Below are 4754 nucleotides of genomic sequence, written 5' to 3'. Positions count from 1 at the left end.
GCCGACCTTACTGCCCTCGCCCACCTCGGTGCCGTCCAGTCTCAGATGCCCGACGCTGCCCAGGCCGGTCGTCTCCAAAGCCGTCACCGAAACGCCCGGATCGGATGCGGTCACCACGAAAACTGCCGTGCCGGAATCGGTTTCGGCCGGAACCAGAAAGGCGTCGGCGACGGGTCCGAACCCGACCTGTGTGCGGGTCCCGGTCAGCCGGTAGCCCTCGCCGGTGCTGACGGCCCGCACGGGCCCCTCGCCCATTTCACCGTCCAGCGCGACGGTCAGGATCGTCTCCCCGCGAACCGCCGGCGCACCCCAACGCCGCTGTAGCTCTTCCGAGCCGAACCGGGCCAACGCCCCGGCGCCCAGCACCGCCGAATCCAGGTACGGCACGGCGGCCAGTTGGTGGCCCAGCGCGACCAAGATGGCCACCTGCTCGAGAACCCCGAACCCGTCGCCGCCCAACGACGCGGGGGAGGCGCTGGTCAAGATGTCGGCCTCGACGAGCTTGCCCCACAGCTCGCGGTCGAATCGTTGCTCGAGCGTGTCCAGCTCGCGTTGGTGCTCCGGTGTGCACACCGCGTCCACGATCGTGTCGACCAAACCACCGAGGTCGGTTGCGGCTTCGGTTGTCGTGAAGTCCATGAATTCTCGTCCTCAAGTCCTCAAGTGAAGATGCTCAGCGGTTGGCTCGGGGCAGTCCCAGCGCGACCATCCCGATGATGTCGCGCTGAACCTCGTTGGTGCCGCCCCCGAATGTCAGGATCAGGCAAGCGCGGTGCATGCGCTCGACGCGGCCGCGCAGCAGGGCACCCGGCGAGTCCTGGCGCACGGTGGCCGCGGTGCCCAGCACCTCCATCAGCAGGCGATAGGCCTCGGTGGCCAGCTCGGTTCCGAACACCTTGGCCGCCGACGCATCCGCCGGTCCCAGCGAGTCACCGGCCGATGACGCCAGCTCCCAGTTGATCAGCTTGAGGACCTCGGCCTTGGCGTGCACCCGGGCCAGGTTGAGTTGCACCCACTCCGAGTCGATGATCCGGGCGCCGCCGTCGTCCTTGGTGTTCTGCGCCCACTCCCGAACCTCGCGCAGGCACATGAAGATCGGCGCCGGTGACACCAGCGCGACCCGCTCGTGGTTGAGCTGGTTGGTCACCAACTTCCAGCCGCCGTTCTCCTCGCCGACCCGGTTGCTGACCGGCACCCGCACATCGGAGTAGTAGGTGGCGCTGGTGTCGGGCCCGGCCATGGTGTGCACCGGTGTCCAGGAAAAGCCCTCCGCCGTCGTCGGCACGATCAGCACCGAGATGCCGCGGTGCTTCTTTGCCTCGGGATTGGTGCGCACCGCCAGCCAGACGTAGTCGGCGTACTGGATCAGGCTGGTCCACATCTTCTGGCCGTTGATCACGTAGTCGTCGCCGTCGCGGACCGCGGTGGTGCGCAGGTTGGCCAGGTCGGTGCCGGCGCCGGGCTCGGAGTATCCGATCGAGAAGTGCAGGTCGCCGGCCGCGATCTTCGGCAGGAAGAACTTCTTCTGCTCGTCGGTGCCGTAGGCCATGATCGTCGGCGCCACGCTGTTGATGGTCAAAAACGGCACCGGCGCGCCGGCGATGGCCGCCTCGTCGGTGAAGATCAGCGAGTCCATCGGGGAGCGGTCCTGGCCGCCGTACTCCTTTGGCCAGTTGAGGGTGAGCCAGCCGTCCTTGCCCATCTGCGAGACGACCTCGCGGTACGCGTTGCCCGTGCCGATTTCGCCCTGGGTTGAACTCAGCGCCTCGCGCCGCTCGGGCGTCATGAGGGTGGCGAAGTACGACCGCAGCTCGCGACGCAGCTCCTCCTGTTCAGGGGTGTAACTGATGCGCATCGCAAGCCGTCCTCGAGGTTGAAAGGTGGGCGTAGCTCGACCAAGGGCTACCCGTTCGCATTCCCGGTTGTAACACGTTCTAGTCTTGGAATCCAGCTACCGTTTCGCCGGACGCATCGGGGCCCTATGGTGGACCCACATGCCGGTGGGGCGGGTGCTCGCGGCGAGGGGCAGGTTCAAGGAGGGTGCCGTGCGGGTGATTGTGGATCGTGACCGGTGCGAAGGTAACGCCGTGTGCTTGGGAATCGCACCCGACATCTTCGACCTGGACGACGACGACTACGCGGTTGTGAAGACCGATCCGATTCCGCCCGACCGAGAGCAGCTGGCCGAGCAGGCGATCGCCGAGTGCCCGCGCGCCGCGCTAGCGCGCAGCGACTAACTGGGACTAGAGGTATTCATAAATTGACTAGCAGCACAAACGCGACCGATCTCTCCGGCAGGGTCGCTGTGGTCACCGGCGCGGCCGCTGGGCTGGGACGGGCCGAAGCGCTCGGCCTGGCCCGACTGGGCGCGACCGTCGTCGTCAACGACATCGCCGCCGGGCTCGATGTCTCCGACGTCATCGACGAGATCAGTACCGCGGGTTCGAAGGCCGTGGCCGTGGCCGGCGACATCAGCCAACGCGCCACCGCCGACGAACTGGTGGCCACGGCCGACGGCCTGGGCGGCCTGGACATCGTCGTCAACAACGCGGGGATCACCCGCGACCGGATGCTGTTCAACATGTCCGACGAGGAATGGGACCAGGTCATCGCCGTGCACCTGCGCGGCCATTTCCTGCTGACCCGCAACGCGGCCACCTACTGGCGCAGCAAGGCCAAGGATGCGGGCGGCCAAGTCTTCGGCCGCCTCGTCAACACGTCGTCGGAGGCGGGGCTGGTGGGTCCGGTGGGGCAGGCCAACTACGGCGCGGCCAAGGCCGGCATCATCGCGCTCACCCTGTCGGCGGCGCGGGCGCTCGGGCGCTACGGGGTGTGCGCCAACGCCATCTGCCCGCGGGCCCGCACCGCGATGACGGCCGACGTCTTCGGTGCGGCGCCGGACGCGGCGGCGGGGGAGATCGACCCGTTGTCACCCGAGCATGTGGTCAATCTGGTCACGTTCTTGTCGTCGCCGGCTGCCGCGGAGGTCAACGGGCAGGTGTTCATTGTTTACGGGCCGCAGGTGACGCTGGTGGCCGCGCCGACGGCGGAGCATAAGTTCACCGCGGAGGGGCCGGCGTGGGAGCCCGCACGGCTTAGCGAGGAGTTGCGCCAGTACTTTGCTGGCCGCGATCCGGAGCGGAATTTCTCCGCGGTCGGCCTGATGGAGTAATAGCCATTAAAGCTAGCTTTCGGACGGGGGAGCCCGGCAGTAGAACATGTGTCAGATTGATAACGACATAACTGCTCTGACCAGGGAAATTAACGTTGCTGACGGAGAAATGCTGTTCATTGACACCGTGAACTAGTTCTGGGTTAATATGATCCGGCTCACACCGAGCCGCATGCGAACGACGACACCGCAAAGGCGACAGCCACGCTTCGCCGCGAGCAGCAAAGGGGGGTGCCGAGTTGATCGAACAACTTGCGGTTCCCGCCCGCGCGGTGGGCGGGTTCTTCGAAATGATGATCGCCACGGGCCGGGAAACCTTCCGGCGGCCGTTCCAGTTTCGTGAGTTTCTGGACCAGACGTGGATGATCGCTCGCGTGTCGCTGGTTCCGACGCTGCTGGTATCCATCCCGTTCACGGTTCTGGTCGCCTTCACCCTCAACATCCTGTTGCGTGAAATCGGCGCCGCCGACTTGTCCGGCGCCGGAACCGCTTTCGGCACCATCACCCAGCTGGGCCCGGTGGTGACCGTGCTGGTGGTGGCCGGTGCGGGCGCCACCGCCATCTGCGCCGACCTGGGTGCACGCACCATCCGGGAAGAAATCGACGCGATGCGGGTGCTCGGCATCGACCCCATCCACCGGCTGGTGGTGCCAAGGGTGTTGGCGTCGACGGTCGTCGCGCTACTGCTGAACGGATTGGTATGTGCCATCGGGCTTTCCGGTGGTTACGTGTTCTCGGTCTTCCTGCAGGGCGTCAATCCGGGCGCGTTCATCAACGGGTTGACGGTGCTCACCGGACTGCGCGAATTGGTTCTCGCCGAAGTCAAAGCGCTGCTGTTCGGCGTGATGGCCGGCCTGGTCGGGTGTTACCGCGGACTGACCGTCAAGGGCGGCCCCAAGGGCGTCGGCAACGCGGTCAACGAAACGGTCGTCTACGCGTTCATCTGCCTGTTCGTCATCAACGTCGTGATGACGGCCGTCGGCGTGAAAATCACGGCGAAGTGACGGGGCGGGTGAGCCGGCGATGAGCTACGACATCACGTACCGGCTACGCAACGTGGTGTCGAGGCTGCAGGGGCCGGTCGACGACTTCGGCGAGCAGGCGCTGTTCTACGGGCAAACCATTCGCTACGTCCCCAACGCGCTCACCCGCTACCGCAAGGAGACGATCCGCAACGTCGCCGAGATGACCCTCGGCGCCGGCGCGCTCGTCATGATCGGCGGCACGGTCGGCGTGGCCGCATTCCTGACGCTGGCCTCCGGTGGAGTCATCGCGGTCCAGGGCTACGCGTCGCTGGGCAACATCGGCATCGAGGCGCTGACCGGGTTCTTGTCCGCGTTCCTCAACGTCCGCATCGTCGCGCCGGTCATCGCGGGCATCGCCTTGGCGGCCACCATCGGCGCCGGCACCACCGCGCAGCTGGGCGCGATGCGCATCGCCGAGGAGATCGACGCCGTCGAGTGCATGGCGGTGCACTCGGTGTCCTACCTGGTATCGACCCGCCTGATCGCCGGCCTCATCGCGATCATCCCGCTGTACTCGCTGTCGGTGCTGGCCGCGTTCTTCGCCGCCCGCTTCACCA

6 protein-coding genes are annotated in these 4754 nt (G+C 66.6%); 4 read left to right on the top strand and 2 right to left on the bottom strand.

Going from position 1 to position 4754, the window contains the following annotated elements:
- Together JO059_RS12080 and JO059_RS12075 are read right to left on the bottom strand one after the other, a co-directional pair.
- The coding region (locus JO059_RS12080; RefSeq protein ID WP_293318925.1) for an acyl-CoA dehydrogenase family protein at positions 1–639 on the bottom strand (639 nt) is incomplete at its 3' end.
- A 34-nt stretch (positions 640–673) separates the two neighbouring features.
- Positions 674–1855: an acyl-CoA dehydrogenase gene (locus tag JO059_RS12075; RefSeq protein ID WP_293318923.1), complete on the bottom strand. Its 1182-nt coding sequence runs from the start codon at positions 1853–1855 to the stop codon at positions 674–676.
- A gap of 190 nt (positions 1856–2045) precedes the next feature.
- Here JO059_RS12075 and JO059_RS12070 point away from each other — a divergent pair, with 190 nt between their 5' ends.
- From JO059_RS12070 to JO059_RS12055, 4 genes are all read left to right on the top strand, one after another.
- Positions 2046–2237, top strand: a complete 192-nt coding sequence (locus JO059_RS12070) for a ferredoxin (RefSeq protein ID WP_293318927.1) — start codon at positions 2046–2048, stop codon at positions 2235–2237.
- A 23-nt stretch (positions 2238–2260) separates the two neighbouring features.
- Complete coding sequence (locus JO059_RS12065; RefSeq protein ID WP_293318921.1) at positions 2261–3172, top strand: 3-oxoacyl-ACP reductase; 912 nt, start codon at positions 2261–2263, stop codon at positions 3170–3172.
- Between the two features lie 239 nt (positions 3173–3411).
- Entirely contained in the window at positions 3412–4176 is a 765-nt protein-coding gene (locus JO059_RS12060; protein ID WP_293318919.1) for an ABC transporter permease, read from the top strand.
- 19 nt (positions 4177–4195) lie between these two features.
- Positions 4196–4754 (top strand): ABC transporter permease (locus JO059_RS12055; protein ID WP_293318917.1); only part of this gene is annotated, 559 nt, incomplete at its 3' end.

It is taken from the genome of Mycobacterium sp., from assembly GCF_019247615.1.
Lineage (GTDB): Bacteria > Actinomycetota > Actinomycetes > Mycobacteriales > Mycobacteriaceae > Mycobacterium.
The sequence above is the reverse complement of the archived record's forward strand: the minus strand, read 5'-3'. Positions and strand labels throughout refer to the sequence as shown.